Below are 17234 nucleotides of genomic sequence, written 5' to 3' on the forward strand. Positions count from 1 at the left end.
CGTGATGGGTTTGGGAGCAATAGCTCTGGTAGCCGGATATCTTTGGCTGATTATTAAAGTAAAAGAAAATCAGGCATTGTTCACCGCGGGTATTGCTTTATTCTTTGTTGCTTTTATATCCCCTATAGTTATCGCTCAAGTCGAGGCCGAACGGCAGTCTTATGCCATGGAGCGTAAACAAGAGAAAGAAAAGGAAGATGCGGTGAAAAAGCTTGCGAATGCTTATAACGACGCCAATCTGCCTTTTGAACTGGATATACAAAAGAGTATTTATGAATCGTATCGCTCCTATGGCAGTTATGTGCTCTATATGCGGCTTGCCAATGGGGATGATGTGATTAAGGCCGATCTGGAGGAGACGTTTAACTGGCTGCCCGACTCCGATTTAGCTTATACCATTGTTCTTGCCAGGGATGAAGAGGAGGTAGCGAGTTATTCCTTAACCGATGAGGGGAAGCTTACAAGTTGCTTTGATTCCGATAGCGGGTTTTGCAAGAAGCTGGGTCTTCTGGGTGAAAGGGAGGAGAATGACGAGTTGTAAAGCAAAGATAGGAAATCCAAACCAGAAGAACCCTCAGGCTATAAAGCCCGAGGGTTCTTTATCGTACAGGTTTGTGAAGCTGTCTTTAGGAATCGTATGGGCTCCCGCTGCAAGAGATACCTGCACTGACTGCTTAAGTCTTACTTCCGTTCCGTGGCGAAGTACAGCAGGGCAAGGGTCGGAAATGCGATTCCAAGCCATAACGCCGCGCTCCATCCGCCTGCTGCGTAAGCCCATCCCCCGGCAGCCGATCCGATCGCTCCGCCAAAGAAGAAGATTGCCATAAACAACCCGTTTAGCCTGCTGCGGATATCTGCTCCAAGCGAGAAGATCGAGCGTTGGCTGAGTACGAGATTGGCCGATACTCCGGCGTCGAGCAGAATAGCGGCGATAACGAGAACAACCACGCCGACAGGCGAGCTGGTTTGAATCAGAAGAGGCAGAAGCACCGAGACGATAACGGTTATGAGGGCAATTGCGGTAGCGGGTCTGGTCCAGCCGCGGTCTGCCAGACGGCCGGCGAGCGGCGCCGCAACGGCTCCTGCAACCCCAACGAGCGCATAAAGGGCAATAGCCGTTTGCGAGAAATGGAATTTAGGGCCGGCCAAGAGCTGCGGTACGGTGGTCCAGAACAAGCTGAACGCCGCAAACAGCGTTGCGTGATACAGGGCGCGGCGGCGTAAAATCGGCGTGGTCCGCAGCAGCCGCCACATGGAACCAAGCAGCGCCGTATAGCTTGTGGTTGCCGTTGGTTTTCTACCCGGCAGCACACTGGCCAGTACAATGGCCAGAATAACAATCGCTACGGCGGAAATCGCAAAGATGGCATGCCATCCGAAGAAGTCTGCAATAAGGCTTGATAATGGCCTCGCGAGCATAATGCCAAGCAGAAGACCGCTCATGACATTCCCAACGACGCGTCCGCGCGAAGCATCGGATGCAAGGTAGGAGGCGAAGGGTACGAGTACTTGGGCGGCAACCGAACCTAATCCAATAACAAGGGTAGCGGCTAAGAAAAGAAAAGGTTGTTTCGCCAGCGCTGCGGTGATCAGGGCGACAGCGGTAAGGAGCAAGGCAGTAACAACCAGCTTGCGGTTTTCCACAATGTCGCCCAACGGTACGATAAACAGGAGACCTACAACGTATCCGATCTGGGTCAGCGTTACAATCAGGCCGGCGCTGCCGGCAGACAGACCGAGGGAGGAGCTGATTAATCCGACCAGGGGCTGTGCATAGTACAGATTGGCAGCAATCATGCCGCATGCGGTTGCGAGCAGTATCGTTAACCATGCAGGAATATTTTTCTCGAGCGTTTGCTCATTTGAAGCGGTCATAGGTACCACTCCTTTCTTGGGTTTCACTTCTGTGCGAATCAATTACTAAACGTAACGTTCACTAATTACTGACTAAATAATATACTGAACGTATCGTTTTGTAAATAGGCAATTTTCTTTTTCTTTGACCCCTTTTTTTTAGTATACTAAACGTATCGTTTTTATTTACTCGGTTTATGTACATCAGATGAAAGGGATGGTTCATGTGGAAGCTAAAAGAGGGAGGCCGCGTAATATGGAAACGCACAAGGCGATCCTTACCGCTTCTTATGATCTATTATTGGAAAGCGGCTTTGAAACGGTCACCGTAGAGAAAATCGCTGAGCGAGCGAAGGTAAGCAAAGCTACGATTTATAAATGGTGGCCTAACAAGGCGGCCGTAGTCATGGACGGGTTCCTGTTTGCTGCCGCAGCAAGGCTTCCCGTACCTGACACGGGCGTCGCATTTGATGATATCGTTATCCATGCTTCGAATTTGGTGCGTTTTCTAACAAGTCCGGAGGGAAGAATTATAAAGGACTTAATCGGCGGAGGGCAATTTGATGCAGGACTGTCAGAGGCCATTCGTACCCGGTATATTGAGCCCCGCCGCCAAGAGGCAGGAAGCCTGCTCGAGAGGGGAGTTCAACGCGGGGAATTAAATAAAGAACAGGATATCGCCTTGGGCATTGACATGATTTACGGGCCGATCTTTTATCGCTTGCTGATGACCGGCGGCACTTTGGACGAGTCTTATGTAAAGCAGCTGGTGACAAATGCTTTTGAAGGAATCCGTTTGAACTGAGGTCTTTGCCTGAAGACATGTTATAATGAAGTATCCGATCGATTAGGAACGAGAGAGGAAACGATATATGAATGCATTTGAAGACTGGAACCAGAAATTAAAAAGAGATTTTAACGCAACGAGCAACCTCGTTGTATTTACCGTCGCGGAGGCAGGCAAGTTACTAGGTCTCTCCAAAGACCAAATGAAAGTATTCGTGGATAAAAACCAGTTAACCAAAGTTCCGATCATGAGAAATGTTCATAGATATCTGTTATTGAAGAGTGAAATCGATCAAATTGCAGCGACTCGGGCTGTTGAATAACAGCAGAAGGACCCTCAGGCTAACTTAGTTTAGCCCGAGGGTCCTTCTGCTATTACGGCTTATTTAATCCGGATTTCTCCGTCATACGAAGCGATTACGCCATACAGATCCGGACGGCGGTCGCGGAAAATGCCCCACTCGATGCGCTGCGATTCTAGCTGGTCGAGATCGAATTCGGCAACAAGCACGCCATGCTCGTCACGGCCGGCTTCGGCAATCAGATTGCCTTGAGGACCGGCTATGAACGACGAACCATAGAAGTTGATCGACGAGTCTTCGTCAACTTCTTCGCCGATACGGTTGGAGGCGATAACCGGCATCAGGTTGCACGCGGCATGGCCTCTCATGCACATTTGCCAATGATCTTTCGAGTCGATGCTACCGTCCTGTGGCTCCGAACCGATAGCCGTCGGGTAGAACAGCAGCTCAGCGCCCATAAGAGCCATGCTGCGCGCCGCTTCCGGATACCATTGATCCCAGCATACGCCAACGCCGATCTTCGCATATTTCGTTTTCCATACTTTAAAGCCCGTATCTCCCGGATTGAAGTAGAACTTCTCTTCATAACCCGGACCGTCGGGAATATGGCTCTTGCGGTATTTGCCAAGCACTTCGCCGTCCGCGTCAATAACGGCAAGGGAATTGTAGCGTGCCCAGTTCTTCTTCTCGTAGAAGCTGATCGGAAGCACGACGCCAAGCTCCTTGGCGATGCCGCGGAAGTGGTTAACCGCTTTGTTTTCCTCCAGCTCGGTTGCGTAAACGTAGTAGTCCGCTTTTTCCTTCTGGCAGAAGTAAGGCGTTTCGAACAGCTCTTGGAGCAGAATAATCTGCGCGCCTTGTGCAGCCGCTTCGCGCACCAGCGCTTCCGCTTTGCGGATGTTCTCTTCTATATTCGATGTGCAGCTCATCTGTGTGGCTGCTACTTTGACCGTTCTCATGGATTTGCATGCCTCCTAAAAAAGTTTTGCGAAGCAAAGCCTGCTTCGTAAGCTTTAGTTATAGCGTATATTAAGCCCGGCGAGCAGGCATCTGTTGCGTTGTGCAGTGCACGTTGCCGCCTTCGCGGATAACCGCCATGCCGTCGATTGGACGAATGCGGCGATCAGGGAATGCCGCCTGCAGGGTTTCAATAGCTTTGCGGTCGGCTTCCTCAGCCGCGCCGCCGAATACCGGCAGGATAATGCCGCCGTTAACAAAATAGAAGTTCAGGTAGCTCAGCGTCAAACGAGTGTCCTCGTATTCCGCGTAAGGAGGCTGCTCGATCTCGATAATCTCGAGCTTGCGGCCTTTTGCATCCACCGCTTCGCTCAGGATACGGCGATTTTCTTCCGTAATCGCGTAATTCTCGTCGGAAGGATCGTTGCAAACCTGCAAAATAACTTTGCCCGGCGCAGCGAAGCAAGCGATGTTGTCGACATGGCCGTCGGTCTCGTCGCCGCTCAAGCCGCGCTTCAGCCATACGATCGTGTCCACGTTAACGAATTCTTTGACATAACCTTCGATTTGCTCGCGGCTAAGCTCCGGATTGCGGTTCGTATTAAGCAGGCATTCCTCGGTGGTCAGAAGCGTACCCTCGCCATCCGTATGAATAGATCCTCCCTCCATAACGAGAGGAGCATCGAATTGCTTCACGTCAACATGCTTCAAAATTTGCGGTGCAACGGCATCGTCCAGATCCCATGGCGAGTATTTGCCGCCCCAAGCGTTGAACTTCCAGTTCACGCCTGCCAGCTCGCCTTCGGGATTCACGACAAACGTTGGGCCGTTGTCGCGCAGCCAGGCATCGTTATGCTCGATTGGCAGACATTCCACGGCATTGTTGCCTGCGAACAGGGCGCTGACCTTCTCCAGGTCTGCCGGGTTCACAACAACCGTGATCGGTTCGAATTCCGCGATTGCGGTAACAAGCTCGGCATAACCTGCGCTTACTTGCTCGTAATGCTCGGGATAGACCATCGAAGCTTGTACAGGCCAAGAGATAAAGGTACGCTCATGCGCCGTCCATTCGGCCGGCATTGTATAGTTCAATTGTTTAGGATTCATATTAGTTAATATTCCTCTCTTATCGCAATGAAAATGTGTCTTTAGCGGGCTTCAGCCGCATAAACCCTTCTTATCATATAACAAAAAGGTTGACAGCTCAATTACGGTGTTTATCCAGTTTTTTAGCGGGATTTACCGTTTTGCTGCCGGATAAAAATTTGCGGGGTATTGAACTTCAATATCTGAATCAGCTGCTCGTTCATGTAGGCGGTGGACTGCTCAAAGCCGCTGTCGATCCACTCCAGGATCAGGCCGATAATGCCGTGTATCCGGTACGTGCTGAACAGCTTCGTATCGATTGGCGTATCCGGCTCCGTCACCCTAAAATCGAATTCCTGGCGGAACAGCCGATCCATCCGTTTCGTCAGCTTTTCCCGATAGTTATAGCCCGTTTGCGGGTCCAGCATGGTTTTGTAAAAGGTCCGGTTCTCGATAAAATGGTCAAACAGCTCGATCGAAGCACTGGGCAGCTCGTTAAAATCAACGACGGACAAGCCTACATAAGGCTTGCGGTAGGCCGCGGTCATCTCCTCGAATTTATCCTCGATCATCTCATCCAGCAGGTCTTCCTTTTGCTCGTAATGCGTATAGAAGGTTGCTCTCGTACAATCCGCAAGCTGAACCAGCTCGGTAATGCTGATATGGTTAAAGCTCTTTTCCTGCAGCAAGGTTAAAAAGGAAGATTTAAGTACTTCTTTTGTTTTTCGGACGCGTCTATCCGGATGTTTAACCGTCATAACGATCTCCTCGAAAATTTTAACTGACAATTTCGGTGCATTTGTAAACTACTATACATTACCCTCATTATTGCACATTCAATTCAAAAACCGCTAATTATACAATAGTTGTAGAACTTCATTTCATTATTAAGAAAGCAGGGATCATATATGGCAAGACTGCAAGGAAAAGTAGCTATCGTAACCGGTGCGGGTTCGGGAATGGGACGCGCGACAGCGATTCTGTACGCGAAAGAAGGGGCAAAGGTTGTTCTAGCCGAGTTTAACGAAGCTTCGATGAACGAGACGCTGGATCAGATCACAGCCGCGGGCGGCACAGCTGTAGCAGTTAAAACAGACGTATCCAAAGAAGCGGATGTTGACGCGATGATCCAAAAAGCGCTGGACGAGTACGGTCAGCTGGATGTGCTTGCGAATGTCGCGGGTATTTTTGACGCTATGGCTTCCGTAGAGAATACCTCGAACGAATTGTATGAGCGCGTGATGGGCGTCAACCTGACGGGTCAGTTTTACGCATGCCGCTCCGCAATCAAGGTATTTAACAAGCAGGAAACAGGAGGCACGATTGTGAATGTCGCTTCTATCGCCGGTTACTTGGGCGCGCGCGGCGGCGCGGCTTACACGATGTCCAAGCATGCCGTTATCGGCTTGACGAAAAACATCGCAGCCTTCTACGGCCGCGAGAACGGTAAAATCCGCGCGAACGTTATCGCACCGGGCTCGATCGCAACCGGCATGACAGCGAACCTGGGTGCGCTTGATCCGCTTGGCGCGGTTACGTTTGGCGATCTTGGTCCGTTTAACGGCGGCGAGGCCGACGATATCGCGAACACCGCACTTTTCCTCGCGTCGGACGAGTCGAAGTTCATTAACGGCGATGTTATCACTGTTGACGGAGCTTGGACTTCCCGCTAAGCAGGAATCTTATGAAAATCCACAGCTTTACAGCTGTGGATTTTTTATATAGGAATTTCCATTTTACCCCTTTACAGACCGACGGTCGGTATGGTACATTGTTTTCATAACAGACCGACGGTCGGTATGTGGGTGAAGGGAGAACTTATAAATGGCAAGTGCAAAAGCAAGCTTTCAGACGATTATGGATGCCGCAGAGGCGCTTATTCAAGAGAAAGGCTGCCGACAAACCACGCTGCAGGATATTATTCGGCATACGGGATTGTCCAAGGGAGCGATTTACCATTACGTCTCCAGCAAGGACGAATTGTTCGCTCTGGTGCTCAAAGCGCGCGTAGAGCAGATGAATGCGAAATTTGGCGAGGCGGTTACAAGACCGGATACTTCGGGGCTTGGCAGCCCGCTTAAGCTGATCGCCGAGGGTATTATCCGATCTACGAGCCATCAGGACGTATCGAACAAAATTTTTATCTACCTGCTAAGCCAAATGGATAATCCCAAGATTGAGGCTATGGTTCAGGATATGTACCATTTTACTCTGCAGACCTGCACGAATTGGGTGGAGATCGGCAAGATGCATAAGGTTATTCCGGCAGAGGTCGACGGGGCGAAGGTTTCCGAGTTTTTGACGATGTTTATGTATGGCATGCGGGTTAATAACACAATCGTGCAAGGACAGAGCAAGATGACAGCAGAGGATTTGATTGCACTGATGACCAAAGCTTTGGGATAGGGAGTGTGTTCAAATGAGGAGCAAAAAAGTTATTTTACCTGTAATGTATGTGCTCGCTTATCTGCTGACCTTCTATGTCGTGATTCAATATCTGATTTATAAGCCAAGTCAGGCCGGGATGGTATCCGCCAAGCTGCAGGATGCGTCGTTTCCTTATGCGGTATGGAAGCTGTTCTTCTATCCTCATATTCTGCTGGGGGTTGCAGCGCTGTTGATCGGCGCTTACCAGCTGACGAATCGGAGCCGGCGCAACCCGGTCTTGCACAAAAGGCTTGGGAGAGTCTACGGAATCGCAATCCTGATCAATGTGCTCGTGGTTCCCTATATTGCGCTTTATGCGACGGGAGGTACGCCCTCTACCATTGCCTTTCTGGTTCTGGATGTGTTCTGGCTGGTGACGACGGTTGAAGGCATACGGAGTATTTGGAGCAAAAAAGTGCTCCGGCACCGGCAATGGATGCTGCGCAGTTACGCGATTACGTTTGTATTTGTTACGTTTCGAATCGTGCTGGCAGCCGAGCAGCTGCTGCTTCCCGATATGCCGTTCAGCCTGGCTTTTCCGATTGGCGTCTACGTCTCTATCGCGCTGAACCTCGCCGTAACGGAATGGTATCTCGGACAACGCCGTCATCATACGGGCCACTCGGCCAAAGGAGTTGTTTAATCGATGTCCAAACGTTCTTATGTCATCTTCACGCTTCTTATTAACGGCGTTGTTCCATGGGCCTTATATATATGGCTGTCCGCTTATATGAGCAGCATTGCCGCGCTCTCCATCGCAACTCTGGTGCCCCTCGTCGATAATATCGTTCATTTAATGAAGCACCGCAAGCTGGACGCATTTGGCTCCCTGATGCTGTTCACCTTTCTGCTGACGATTATCCTTGTGCTTCTGGGAGGCAGCGAGAAGATTCTGCTTATCCGGGAGTCTCTGATTACCGCTTCGGTCGGCCTTGTGTTTATCGTCTCTTTGTTCTTCTCGCGGCCGCTTATGTTCCATTTGGCAAAGCGCTTTATCGGCGGCAGCGAGTTCCCGTCGAACTGGGCTTATGCTTACTTCCGCTTTGTTATGAGGCTGATGACGCTTGTATGGGGCATCATGTTGACGGCGGAAGCGGCCGTTCGGGTCTATATGGTCTACCATATGTCCACGGAAAGCTATTTGGCGTTCTCCAACTTTGTGCTTTACGGCTTTATCGGGGCGGCTGTGCTTTGGACTGTCGTATACCGCCGGCATTCCGCTGCGAAGCTGACTGAGCTGAAACAGAACAAAGCGTAGCGGGGAGGGAAGGCTGTATGGAAATCGTATCGTTAACGAAAAGCGATTTGAAGAGCCTGGTCCAGCTGTATCGGGATGTATCGGCAGCTTTGAGAAGAGAAGGCATTCACCAGTGGGACCGGTTCTACCCTAACCGGTTTGTTATTGGCAGCGACGTGAAGCGCGGAACGGCCTTTGGCTTGCATGAAGGGGGCAGGGTGATCGGGGCAGTAGTCGTAGACGGGCGGCAGAGCGGGAAATATAAAGGCCTGCCGTGGAAGGATCAGTCCGGCGATTCCGCCTGTATTCACCGGCTGGCCGTACATCCGGAGTGGCAAGGAAAAGGAATAGGTCGAACACTGCTGCAGTATGCCGAGCTGGAAGCGCGGTGCAAGGGCTGCACGAGTATTCGTCTGGATGTATTCACCGGCAATCCCGGAGCTGTCGGCATGTATCAGCGGGCCGGGTACGCGGAGGTTGGCGCTATCCGGTTTCCTATGCGGCATGAGCCTTATCTCTGCTTCGAGAAGCCTCTATGAGGAGAGAAAAGATAGCTTGGACAAGAAGACCCTTGGGCCAAATGGCTTAAGGGTCTTCTTGTTGTTCCCAGTCTATTCTTGGCGGGCTTCATGCCAGGCCAATTTGTCCTGCTCATCAATCAGCTCGCCAACGGATGGCAGGATGAGTCCGGCATAAGGGTCGAGCTCTTCCCGTTCGCTTGTGCCGGATAAAACGCCGATGGCAAGTCCGGCCTCCGAATGCTGGGCGAACCTCATATCGGTTAACGTATCGCCAACAATGGCGACTTCGCTTGGCTGCAGTCCGGTCAGCCCGCAAAATTCGTTCATCATGACGGGACTTGGCTTTTTCTCGTAACGGTCCGAGGTGCCAATAAAATCAAAGTAGTGCGCAATTCCATATTTGTTCAAGAAGAAGAGGGTTGATTCATAATCGTCGGCCGTAGCGATTCCCAGCTTCAATCCTTTATCCCTCAGTCGCGGCAGCAAGTTTTCCAAATCCGCCGTAGGGAGCAGCTGGTCGCGATGGGCTTGGGTGAGTCGGTAAATCTCGTCCGTCATCCATTCATGCAGTCCTGCCGTTTGTTCCGGCCCATAACCATACTCGGAAAGCACCTTTAAGTAAGCCCCGGCAATATCCGCGGTTGTGCCCCCAGCCAGATAACCCTTCGAATCCACTTTACCGTCCGCGCCGAGTCCAATGGACTCGAGCAGCGTTTCTTTTATACCGGATGTTGGCTCATTCACATTCATATTAGATAACAAGTGATCGGTAAATTCCTCCGCAATAGGCACCCAGAATGCATGGAATTGGATCAAGGTACCGTCCTTATCGAACAAAATTCCTTTTACCTGAAAATCGGACATCGTCATCCCTCATTTTGTTTTGTTGTTGTTTTATGTAGTTTCAATAGTATAATTCCAATGTTAATGGGGTGTTAATTATTTGTATATCGATTGAAATACGGGATAGGCCATAGTATTCTGATTATAAACCACATGAAACAACATTAATCACAAGCGGTATAACAATAACTATAAGCGTTGAGGGGACATTTGTACATGAACAATGCAAAAGCGTTTATGAGAACAGAAGGGGATATTAACTTGTCCTCCGAACGCAAGAGCTGGCAAGCAAACTACTTAAGCGAAGAAGCAATGGATATCTTGGACGATGACAGCCGTTACTTCGTGCACCAGTCGATGTCGACGCCTTGCCTGAACGTCGTTGTAAATGCGGAGGGCATTTATCTGGAGGATCTGGACGGGCGAAAATATATGGATTTTCACGGAAACGGTGTCCATCAGGTCGGCTATAAGAACCGATATGTGATCGACGCAGTCAAAAACCAGCTTGAGGAGCTGCCTTTCCTGCCGCGCCGGTATACGAATCCCGTTGCCATTAGGCTGGCGAAAAAGCTGGCCGAGCTGGCGCCGGGCGATCTGAATAAAGTGTTGTTTACCCCCGGCGGAACAAGCGCGATCGGAATGGCGCTGAAGCTTGCCCGGAAAGCAACGGGGAAATTCAAAACCATCTCCACCTGGGATTCCTTTCATGGAGCGGGTCTTGACGCGATCTCCGTTGGAGGTGAAGGAGTATTCCGCAACTCCATCGGTCCGCTGCTGCCGGGAACGGAGCATATGATGCCTTATAACAGCTACCGCTGCTTCATGGGCGATTGCGATAGCTGCGGATTGAAATGCCTGGATTATTTGGAGTATATACTTGAGCGGGAAGGCGATGTGGGGGCCATCGTGATGGAACCGATCCGCAGCACGGATGTACAGATTCCGCCAAAGGCCTACTTCAAGCGGCTGCGGGAGCTATGCGACAAGTACGGCGTCCTGCTCATACTTGACGAGATTCCTACGGCGTTAGGCCGGACGGGCACGATGTTTGTCCATGAGCATTACGATATCGTGCCGGATATCGTAGCTATCGGCAAAGGCCTTGGCGGCGGGGTATTTCCGATGGCGGGCATCATTGTGCGGGAAGGGCTGGATGTAGCGCAGGATATTTCGCTTGGCCATTACACGCATGAGAAAAGCTCGGTTGGCTGCGCGGCTGCGCTGGCGACCATTGAATATATTGAGCAGAACGGGCTGCTGGAGCATGCCCGGCGTATGGAGCAGGTTTTCGAGCGGCACTTGACTCAGATGAAGTCGAAGCATCCAGCCGTTGGGGATGTGCGCGTAAAGGGGATGCTGGCTGCAATCGAGCTTGTTCGCGACCGGAAGACCAAGGAGAAGGCAAGCGAGGAAGCGGAAAAGGTTATGTACCGCTGCATGGAGCGAGGCGTAAGCTTTAAGGTTTCAAGCGGCAATGTCTTAACCTTAGTACCGCCGATGATTACGACCGAGGAGCAGCTGGTATTTGCCTTAAACCTTATTGATCAGGCGATTGAGGAAGTTTGCTTGTTTTCCAATTAAACCGGCTTTTGTTTTATAATGGCTATATATAAATGAAGGGGAGAAACACCATGTCTTTGGCGGGTGAAGAAAGAAGAAAACGAATCCTCGAAATGCTTGGCATAAAGGGCAAAGTTAATGTCAATGAGCTGGCGCAGCAGTTCGAGGTGACGACAGAGACGATTCGGCGCGATCTTGACGATCTCGAGAAGAACAACAAGCTGAAGAAGGTATACGGCGGCGCGGTGAAGCTCAAAACCGAGATTGAACCGGCCTACAGCGAACGGGAAATCATTCATGCGGAAGAGAAGCGGGCGATTGGGGTGCTTGCGGCTGGCCTAGTCGAAGACAATGACGTGCTGGTGATCGACGAAGGCAGTACGGCCATGCAAATCATTCCTCATCTGACGGGCAAGCAGAACCTAACGATTCTTGTGTGCTCCATTCCAACGCTGACGCTACTTTTGGAATATCAGAGGAACGGTCGGATCGACGGGAGAACGATATTTATCGGGGGAGAGGTAAATCCGAAGCATCTGAGGGTGTCGGGACCAATCTCCGAGAAAATGATGGAGGACTTTTACGTCAACAAATCGTTTGTTTCCGTAGACGGGGTGTCTCTCGAGAATGGGCTTACGGGCTTTGATTACGAGCGTGCGCTCTTTACCCGCAAGCTGATGCAATGCTCCCAGACAAAGGTTGTTGTCGCGGATTCATCCAAGATTGGCAAACGAACGGTTGCGAGAATTGCCGACCTGTCCGACGTGGATTACGTCGTTTCCAATAGCGGGCCTCCTACGGGATGGAATGACATTCTTCAAGATAAAGGCGTAAGCTGGCTTTCCTAAGTTTGCTGCTCTACGCTTAAGAGCCCAACCTTGCGAGGTTGGGCTTTTTGTTAGGCGTAACCTTATTTCGCGTTCTCGTCCGGCTGATGAATGCCGATGACATTGCCCTCGGTATCGATATAATAGCCTTGCCAAGCCATGCCCGGCAGCGCGTATTTCGGCAGGGCTACCTGGCCGCCAAGACTAAGAATTTTCGCTTCCGTAGCATCGTAGTCTTCCACGCCCATCGTGCATGCGAAGCCGCTTACCGGTTGTCCCGGCTGTGGAGGAGGCCCCATTCGTTTGATCAGCGCTCCGTTAATGCCCATCGCATTGGCATCGCCCGTTGTTGCTCCCAGATAAGGCATGCCTGCATATTCGCTCCAATCCTCGAATGTCCAGCCGAATACCTCGCCGTAAAACTTTTTTGCGCGCTCCATGTCATCGACATGAACTTCAAAATGAACGACTCTTCCCATGAGAACCCTCCCAATTTTGGACTTCCTATACTTTTTTCTTCTAATAGCGTTGCCGTTCCTGCTTGAGATAAACCGTTTACGGAAATTATAATGTATCGATACCATTCCTTAAGTGATGGAGGGGACAAGATGAACGATACAGCGGAAAATAACCTTTGCAAGATAACGCTTGGCATGGGCTGCTACTGGAGCCCGGAAGCTTTGTTTGGCGCGGTTCCCGGCGTGATCAGGACACGCGTAGGCTTTGCCGGAGGAACAACGGCAGAGCCGACCTACCGCAGCATGGGCGATCATACCGAGACGGTTGAGCTGTTGTTCGACCCTGCCCTTGTTTCCTATGACGAGTTGCTGGAGCTGTTCTGGAGCAACCATAATCCCTATAACATCAATGGTTATAAGGACAGGCAATATCAGTCTTTGCTGCTCTTTCGGGATGAGGATCAGGCGGAGACTTTCTTGCGCATAAAGAGTCGGATTGAGGACGGGAAGGGCATTTTGGATACGGAGCTGGCGCCCTTTAAGGCTTTTTATCCGGCAGAATCCAGGCATCAGAAATATTATTTAAAGAGGTTCCCGGATGCCGTGGAGAAGCTGATGACGTTGTATTCGTCAGAGGAGGAGCTGGAGAGATCCACCTTGGCCGCGAGGCTGAACGGAGTGGCGAAGGGGTTTCTCAATCTGGAGCGTCTGCAGCAAGAGATGAAGGGGTGGCCGATAGCCGAAGACGAGCTGAAAGAGAAGCTGACCTTGATTCGACAAATTCGTTGGTAAGTAGTTCTTCCTTCACAAATGTTATAACATGTTATATTAATAAGAAGTAGTCTAAAGGATTTAATTAAATATGATATATTGACATAACATTAACCTGACTTTATATTATTAGGTGACTGAAGCCGATCGTATACCCGCATGCGAATCGGCTTTTCTTTTGCCAATTCATATTCTTTCAGGAGGGATGTTTGTGACCAGTAAGACAAGAAGAAGGTCAAAGCTTATCGTATTGCCTATTGCTCTTGCACTCTCTGTTAGTCCCTTGATTCCAAACGGAACACCCCGTGCCCATGCCTTTGAGGCGGCAGACGCGAAGACCGCGATTGAAGCCTACAATAACGCGTTCTGGGATGCGAGTTCGAAGTACTTCTGGAAAACCTCCAAGCATGACGGGTATCAGGACTTTTGGGTGGAGGCCGAGCTGTGGGAGCTGGTGATGGATGCTTATCAGGAGGCAACGGATCCGGAGCTGAAGGCGAAGCTGCGCACCCAGATTGACGACGTGTTCGACGGCGCGTTAGCGAAGTATGGCCAGGATTGGACCAACAACACGTTTAACGACGACATTATGTGGTGGGCGATGGCAAGCACAAGAGCCTATCAGATTACGAATGATGCGAGGTATCTCGAGAGAGCGGAATATTACTTTAATTATGTGTACGACACCCAGTGGGATGATGAGTTTGCGGGCGGCGGCATTTGGTGGAAGAGCGATGACCGCACGACGAAAAATGCCTGCATTAACTTCCCCGCCGCTGAAGCCGCCGTATTCCTGTATAACGCGACTGGCAATGCTCACTACCTGGATGCCGCTTCAAAGATCTACCGTTGGAGCAAAACGATGCTGACCGACGGCAACGGCAAAGTATTCGACCGGATTGAAACGCAAAAAGGGCCGGTTCCGGATGCGACCCACTATAATCAGGGCACGTTTATCGGCGCCGCCGTAGGTCTCTATCAGGTTACGGGAGACAAGGTTTATTTGGACGATGCGCTCAAGGGGGCAACCTTTACAAAGGAGAGACTGGTTGATGCCAACGGGCTGCTGCGTTATGAAGGACCTAACGGGGATCTGAAGGGCGGCAAAACCATTCTCATGCGTAACCTCGGCTATCTGCAGAAGGTTGTTAATGCCAGCAGCGAGAGCAAGTACAAAACCTTCGCGGAGAGCTATAACGAGTGGCTGGCGTTTAATACGGATATGGCTTGGAACAATCGCAATGCGGCCAATCTGGTCGACAGCAACTGGGCAGGCCAGCAGTTATCCGGTACCTTCGAGTCGTGGAGCTCGGCAGCGGCCGTACAGGCGTTAACCTCTCTGGAGCCGCAGGATGCGGAACACCTGGAGTATGCCGTTAAAAATCCGTATAACAAGATCGAGGCGGAAAGCTTCAATATCGTAAACGGCCCGGGCATGGAGGGCAGCATCGAAGGTTCGATGCAACTAGGCGGTATTCAGGACGGCTATTATGCGGCTTATAAAAACGTGGATTTTGGCTCGGAACAAGGTGCAAGCGGTTTCATTGCTAGGGCTTCAAGCGGCACGGGCGGCGGTAAAATCGAGGTTAGGCTGGATGCTTTGGACGGTCCGAAGGTAGGGACCTTGAACGTCGAGGGAACCGGAGGCTGGAATAACTTTATTGATGCCGTTACGCTGTTGAAGGATGACCAAGGGAATACGAGCCATGTGACCGGCAAACACGATGTGTATCTGTTGTTTAAGAAAACGAATGACTCGTATCTGTTTAACCTGAACTGGTTCAAATTTACGAAGACCGATCCAACTCGGACCGATGCTTACGCGAAATTGCAGGCTGAGAACTTTGCGGGCAGCGATGGACTCAGCGTGAATTCCTCCGGACAATTCGCGGACGGCATTCACAATAATGCGTACGCGTCCTATAAGGATATTGATTTCGGCTCGGGAGCCGCCGTCGTTACGGTACATGTCGCCAGCGGCAATAAAGGCGGATCCATTGAAGTGAAGCTAGACAGCCTTGACGGTCCAACGGCCGGCGTAATCGAGGTTCCCGCAATGGGCAGCTGGAATAATTGGGTGGACGTAACCTCTATTATCGATGATTCGCTGGCTGTTGGCGTTCATGATGTGTTTCTTATTTTCCATGGGGCGGATGGCAGCGACTATCCTTGCAACCTTGATTGGTTCACCTTCTCGCAGATCAAAGGCACGGCAAGGGATGCCTACGGCAAGCTGGAGGCTGAAAATTTCACGAACAGCGTAAACGTGGGCACGGAGAACGGCGGCAACCAGACTTATCTGGCTGGCGTATACGGCCCGAATAACCCGTATGCGATGTACAATTATGTTGATTTTGGCGATGTTGGCCCAACTCAGTTCCACGTTCAGGCGGCAAGCGCAACGAGCGGCGGAACCATTGAGGCTAGAATGGATGGCATTAACGGACCTGTCATTGCTACAGCTAAGGTAAGCGGCACGGGCGGATGGCAGACGTTCCAGGTCTTTGACGGTTCGATTACGGCAACGGCACCGGTTACGGGCAAGCATCTGGTCTACCTTTTGTTCAAGGGAAATGACTGGCTGTACAACTTCGATAAGTTCACTTTTGGCGATGCATCCGTCTTTACCGCACCAACTTTGCCGCCAGATCCGGTTGATGACGGGGTTCCGCCGGGAGAGGTCGAGAATGTCCAATTCACGCGCGACAATAGCAAGCTGACCGTGCGATGGGACGGACCTTATGCGCTGGACGGAGATGTCGTGCGGCTTACGCTGCTTCAGAATGGCCAGCAAGTTGGTGAAGCTGCGGAAGTGAAGCGTGGCGTTCAGTCGGCTGTGATAAGCGGAATCGAAGCGGACCAAAGCTATACGCTGGTGATCAGCGCCGCCGATATGTCCGGTAACGTGTCGGCTGGTATTAGAGTGGAAATCCCGGCAGTGCCCGTCTATTCTTTGACGGCTAACGGATCAAAGCTTGCGGAAGGCGCCGTACTTGAGGATGATGGGTACTTAAGCTTCCAGGCCGGAGACGGCAAGACGGCGATCCGCTCGGCCAGCCTTGCTTTTGACGGCAAAACGTATGACGGAAATAAGCTTAACATTGAGCTCGCCGGTCATTTGGGAGCGAAAGCCGTTGTTATAGCCGTTGAGGATGCGGCGGGGAACAAGCTGCAGAAGACGATTCACATTCAGGTGAAGACAAGTTCCGGAAGCATGAGCAAGCTGGTCGACCGGTACAAGGCTTCGGGCGAGGTCGGGAAGTCTCTGGCCTCCCAGCTTTCGGCGAGTCTGAAGCAGGCGCAGCATCACCTGGACAAAGGACATCGCGATCAGGCGATCAAGCAGATGCAGGACTTCATCAAGCAGCTGGATAAGGCGAAAAGCGGCGATCTAACGGCCCAAGCCAAAGCCGTATTAAATGTGGATGCGGAAGCGCTGATTGCGGGATGGGAGAAATAATAGACTGAGTAAAGAAAGAAAGAGGAGTAACATAAACTGGACCCTACGTCAAGGACACTTTGAAAAAAAGGGTTAAGCCGCCGACAAAAGATGATTCCTGTATTGAACAGGGGTCATCTTTTTTAATCCCCATTGATATCTG

Annotated in this window: 19 protein-coding genes; 12 read left to right on the forward strand and 7 right to left on the reverse strand. The window is 51.0% G+C overall.

The features are described from left to right. Position 1: 1 nt before the first annotated feature. Positions 2-541 carry a hypothetical protein gene (locus tag WFJ73_RS32830; RefSeq protein ID WP_336776942.1) on the forward strand — a complete coding sequence of 180 codons (540 nt, stop codon included), beginning with the start codon at positions 2-4 and terminating at the stop codon, positions 539-541. Positions 542-681: 140 nt separating this feature from the next. Here the strand turns inward: WFJ73_RS32830 and WFJ73_RS32835 are convergent, their stop codons facing one another. Beyond that, the gene (locus WFJ73_RS32835; protein WP_336776943.1) at positions 682-1875 is read right to left on the reverse strand and encodes an MFS transporter; all 1194 of its coding nucleotides are present in this window, start codon (positions 1873-1875) and stop codon (positions 682-684) included. A gap of 196 nt (positions 1876-2071) precedes the next feature. Between WFJ73_RS32835 and WFJ73_RS32840 the strand changes: the two genes are divergently transcribed. Together WFJ73_RS32840 and WFJ73_RS32845 are read left to right on the forward strand one after the other, a co-directional pair. After that, entirely contained in the window at positions 2072-2659 is a 588-nt protein-coding gene (locus WFJ73_RS32840; RefSeq protein ID WP_336776944.1) for a TetR/AcrR family transcriptional regulator, read from the forward strand. 67 nt (positions 2660-2726) lie between these two features. Next, positions 2727-2963, forward strand: coding sequence for a DNA-binding protein (locus tag WFJ73_RS32845; RefSeq protein ID WP_336776945.1), 237 nt, complete (start codon positions 2727-2729; stop codon positions 2961-2963). Positions 2964-3022: 59 nt separating this feature from the next. On the opposite strand, the gene aguB is transcribed toward WFJ73_RS32845, so the two are convergent. The 3 genes from aguB to WFJ73_RS32860 all read right to left on the reverse strand — a co-directional run bounded on the left by aguB (position 3023) and on the right by WFJ73_RS32860 (position 5743). After that, positions 3023-3901 carry an N-carbamoylputrescine amidase gene (gene aguB / locus WFJ73_RS32850; RefSeq protein WP_248756422.1) on the reverse strand — a complete coding sequence of 293 codons (879 nt, stop codon included), beginning with the start codon at positions 3899-3901 and terminating at the stop codon, positions 3023-3025. Positions 3902-3971: 70 nt separating this feature from the next. Next, positions 3972-5006 carry an agmatine deiminase family protein gene (locus WFJ73_RS32855; protein WP_336776946.1) on the reverse strand — a complete coding sequence of 345 codons (1035 nt, stop codon included), beginning with the start codon at positions 5004-5006 and terminating at the stop codon, positions 3972-3974. Between the two features lie 122 nt (positions 5007-5128). Next, positions 5129-5743, reverse strand: a complete 615-nt coding sequence (locus tag WFJ73_RS32860) for a TetR/AcrR family transcriptional regulator (RefSeq protein ID WP_336776947.1) — start codon at positions 5741-5743, stop codon at positions 5129-5131. Positions 5744-5893: 150 nt separating this feature from the next. Between WFJ73_RS32860 and WFJ73_RS32865 the strand changes: the two genes are divergently transcribed. The 5 genes from WFJ73_RS32865 (at position 5894) to WFJ73_RS32885 (ending at position 9188) form a co-directional block, all read left to right on the forward strand. Then, positions 5894-6658: an SDR family NAD(P)-dependent oxidoreductase gene (locus WFJ73_RS32865; RefSeq protein ID WP_336776948.1), complete on the forward strand. Its 765-nt coding sequence runs from the start codon at positions 5894-5896 to the stop codon at positions 6656-6658. 151 nt (positions 6659-6809) lie between these two features. Further along, a complete protein-coding gene (locus WFJ73_RS32870; protein ID WP_336776949.1) occupies positions 6810-7391 on the forward strand; it encodes a TetR/AcrR family transcriptional regulator in 582 nt (193 codons plus the stop codon). Between the two features lie 13 nt (positions 7392-7404). Further along, positions 7405-8055 carry a DUF2306 domain-containing protein gene (locus WFJ73_RS32875; RefSeq protein ID WP_336776950.1) on the forward strand — a complete coding sequence of 217 codons (651 nt, stop codon included), beginning with the start codon at positions 7405-7407 and terminating at the stop codon, positions 8053-8055. A 3-nt stretch (positions 8056-8058) separates the two neighbouring features. Continuing rightward, positions 8059-8670 carry a VC0807 family protein gene (locus tag WFJ73_RS32880; RefSeq protein WP_336776951.1) on the forward strand — a complete coding sequence of 204 codons (612 nt, stop codon included), beginning with the start codon at positions 8059-8061 and terminating at the stop codon, positions 8668-8670. A 17-nt stretch (positions 8671-8687) separates the two neighbouring features. Continuing rightward, positions 8688-9188: a GNAT family N-acetyltransferase gene (locus tag WFJ73_RS32885; RefSeq protein ID WP_336776952.1), complete on the forward strand. Its 501-nt coding sequence runs from the start codon at positions 8688-8690 to the stop codon at positions 9186-9188. Positions 9189-9260: 72 nt separating this feature from the next. Here the strand turns inward: WFJ73_RS32885 and WFJ73_RS32890 are convergent, their stop codons facing one another. After that, positions 9261-10034 carry an HAD family hydrolase gene (locus WFJ73_RS32890; protein WP_336776953.1) on the reverse strand — a complete coding sequence of 258 codons (774 nt, stop codon included), beginning with the start codon at positions 10032-10034 and terminating at the stop codon, positions 9261-9263. Positions 10035-10229: 195 nt separating this feature from the next. Here WFJ73_RS32890 and WFJ73_RS32895 point away from each other — a divergent pair, with 195 nt between their 5' ends. Together WFJ73_RS32895 and WFJ73_RS32900 are read left to right on the forward strand one after the other, a co-directional pair. After that, a complete protein-coding gene (locus WFJ73_RS32895) occupies positions 10230-11597 on the forward strand; it encodes an aspartate aminotransferase family protein (RefSeq protein ID WP_336776954.1) in 1368 nt (455 codons plus the stop codon). A gap of 50 nt (positions 11598-11647) precedes the next feature. After that, positions 11648-12424, forward strand: coding sequence for a DeoR/GlpR family DNA-binding transcription regulator (locus WFJ73_RS32900; RefSeq protein WP_336776955.1), 777 nt, complete (start codon positions 11648-11650; stop codon positions 12422-12424). Positions 12425-12486: 62 nt separating this feature from the next. Here the strand turns inward: WFJ73_RS32900 and WFJ73_RS32905 are convergent, their stop codons facing one another. Continuing rightward, positions 12487-12882: a VOC family protein gene (locus WFJ73_RS32905; RefSeq protein WP_012772220.1), complete on the reverse strand. Its 396-nt coding sequence runs from the start codon at positions 12880-12882 to the stop codon at positions 12487-12489. 129 nt (positions 12883-13011) lie between these two features. On the opposite strand from WFJ73_RS32905, the gene WFJ73_RS32910 reads away from it, so the two are divergent. Both WFJ73_RS32910 and WFJ73_RS32915 read left to right on the forward strand, forming a co-directional pair. After that, positions 13012-13653 carry a peptide-methionine (S)-S-oxide reductase MsrA gene (locus tag WFJ73_RS32910; protein ID WP_336776956.1) on the forward strand — a complete coding sequence of 214 codons (642 nt, stop codon included), beginning with the start codon at positions 13012-13014 and terminating at the stop codon, positions 13651-13653. Between the two features lie 184 nt (positions 13654-13837). Next, on the forward strand, positions 13838-17092 hold the full coding sequence (locus WFJ73_RS32915; protein ID WP_336776957.1) for a carbohydrate-binding protein: 3255 nt from the start codon (positions 13838-13840) through the stop codon (positions 17090-17092). A gap of 72 nt (positions 17093-17164) precedes the next feature. Here WFJ73_RS32915 and WFJ73_RS33505 read toward each other — a convergent pair. Then, positions 17165-17234: IS3 family transposase (locus tag WFJ73_RS33505; protein WP_442955964.1), on the reverse strand; the 70-nt coding region annotated here is incomplete at its 5' end.

The organism is Paenibacillus sp. MMO-58, from assembly GCF_037146255.1.
GTDB lineage: Bacteria > Bacillota > Bacilli > Paenibacillales > Paenibacillaceae > Pristimantibacillus.